The organism is Mobiluncus sp., assembly GCF_985070215.1.
In genome coordinates this window covers 1-2568 of record NZ_CFKZQR010000083.1, presented here as the reverse complement: position 1 = coordinate 2568, position 2568 = coordinate 1, and the positions used below count along the sequence as shown (strand labels likewise).

Genomic DNA, 2568 nt, shown 5'->3' with positions numbered 1-2568 from the left:
GTGGATTATAAGGGGAAAATAGCCGGGTAGCTGCCAATAATGGCAGCTACCCGGCTATTCTCCCCCTTTAGGCACAACCCGGCGAGTAGTCTCGGGTTCTCGCGCCCGAAATCCAGCGTCTGTACTCCGGATTTTGCCGGCATTTTACATACTCGCTCAGATACGCGAGGGCGGTGGTGGAGGGGGGACCTCGAAGGAGCATATGGGTGTTCGTAGTTTTTCTTAGCGGCTTGCCCGCTTAGAAAAACAGAACGGGAGACCACCGCGACGCAGACTTTTGGCAGCGCAAGCTCGCTTGCATTGCCAAAGTCCAGGAAGCGGCACGGAAAGCGAAGCTTTCCAAGTATCTCTGCGACTGAGAGGCATCCCCCCGAACGCCGCCAAACCTCGCGGACTTACCCCACGAACCACGGCTCAAAGCCTGCAGCCATAGAAAAATCCCGGTCGGCTGGGAATCCCAGCCGACCGGGCAAATTCGGGCAAAAACCCGGCGAATTTAGCTACCGAAAAAGTAGTGCGTCTCCGGGTTATCGGCGGCGCGCTCGGCGTTGGTCACCAGGCCCAGTTCGGTGTAACCGGCCATCAGCGGATGGTTCGGCACCACGCGAACTTGGTAACCCAGCGGGCCGGCGTTGTTCAGCCGGGTCTCCAAGCGGTAGGACACCACGCCGTTTTCTTCGCGTTCTGCCTGCATCGCCAGGACCTCAAAGCCGGACAGGTCGTCGTTGGTCGTGACACGGCCCAGCAGCAGCTGCACCTCAACATCCTCGGGACGCAGGTTCCCCAGCTGGACATCAGCAAAGAATGAGGCACTATCCCCCACGGTCGCAACGTCACCAACCTTGGAGACGACATGCTTCACCGCGACCTGATTCCAGCCCGAACGTACCCGCGCCTTGTAAGTCGCCAGGTCACGAGCCTCTTGATGACCAGTGCTGTTCAGCACCCGGCTGGAAGCAGCAATCGGGGTGTAGAGGTTTTCTACGTACTCGCTGACCATGCGCTGCGCCTGGACACGCGGACCCAAGGTCGCCAGCGTGTGGCGCACCATTTCCATCCAGTTGCGCGGAATCCCGTTCGCGTCTCGATCGTAGAAGCGCGGGGCGACCGTGTTCTCGATGAGGTTATACAGGCCTTCGGCCTCGATAGCGTCGCGGCGCTCCGGGTCGTCGACCCCGTCAGCAGTGGGGATGGCCCAGCCATTGCGGCCGTCATACATTTCGTCCCACCAGCCGTCCAGGATGGACAGGTTCAAAGCGCCGTTGATGGCGCACTTCATGCCGGAAGTCCCGGAGGCCTCCAAGGGACGCAGCGGGTTGTTCAGCCACACGTCCACGCCGGGCATCAGGGTTTGGGCCATGTCCATGTCGTAGTTGGGCAGGAAAGCGATGCGGTCGCGCACATCGTACTGGTCAGCGAAAGCCACCAGGCGCTGAATCAGGCTGACGCCCTGTTCATCGTCCGGGTGGGATTTCCCAGCCACGATGATTTGGACCGGACGTTCTTTATTCGTCAAAATGGCCGCCATCCGCTCCGGGTTATTAATCATCAGTGTCAGACGCTTGTAAGTCGGCACGCGGCGGGCAAAACCAATGGTCAAGACGTCAGGGTCGAGGATTTTATTCGTCCAATCCAGCTCGGCCGGGGATGCCCCGCGTTCCAGCCAGGATTCGCGCACCCGCCGGCGAGCATCGTGAACCAGCTGTTCACGCAGTTCACGGCGCAGTTCCCAGAGTTCCTCATCGCTGACGCCGCCTTCCTCGGGCGGACGCACCCACCGGTAGGTGTTGACGTGCTCGCCGGGATCCTGGTGCCCGCGAGCCAACTGCGCCAAACGGCCATCAGTCCAGGTCGGACCGTGTACACCGTTGGTGATAGAGGTGATGGGCACCTCGGAGACATCAAATCCAGGCCATAGCTGGTGGAACATGCCGCGCGAAACTTTGCCGTGCAGCTGGGCCACACCGTTGGCCATCCGCGCCATGCGCAAGCCCAAAACCGCCATGTTGAATACGTTGGGATCCCCACCCTCGTACGTTTCCGCACCCAGAGCCAGCAGCTGGTCGGTCGTCACCCCGGGAATCTCGATTGGCGCCAGGTAACGTTGCACCAAGGACCGGTCAAAACGGTCGATACCGGCGGGAACCGGTGTGTGGGTGGTGAACAGCGTGCCGGAACGCACCGCTTCGATAGCCGTGCCGAAGTCGAGGTGTTCCTCGCCGGTCATCAGCTCGCGGATACGTTCCACCGCCATGAATCCGGCGTGGCCTTCGTTGCAGTGATAGACCTCGGGGGTCGGCGCGCCGGTCAAGCGGCTGTAGGCGCGCAGGGCCTTCACCCCGCCCACGCCGAGCAACAGTTCCTGTTCCATCCGATGATCTTTCGACCCGCCGTAGAGTCGGTCGGTCACCAAGCGGGCGGCCTCATCGTTCTTGGCAACGTCAGAGTCCATCATCAGCAGGGCGATGCGGCCGACTTTTGCGACCCATACTTGGGCATACAGGGTGCGGAAACGTACGAGGGTGGGGATCCCAACGTATTCAACATGGCGGTTTTGGGCTTGCGCAT

At 61.0% G+C, this 2568-nt stretch carries 1 protein-coding gene; it reads right to left on the bottom strand.

The window, feature by feature from the left end:
- Nucleotides 1-496: 496 nt before the first annotated feature.
- Nucleotides 497-2568: alpha-glucan family phosphorylase (gene glgP, locus AC5LBQ_RS09570; RefSeq protein WP_493265331.1), on the bottom strand; the 2072-nt coding region annotated here is incomplete at its 5' end.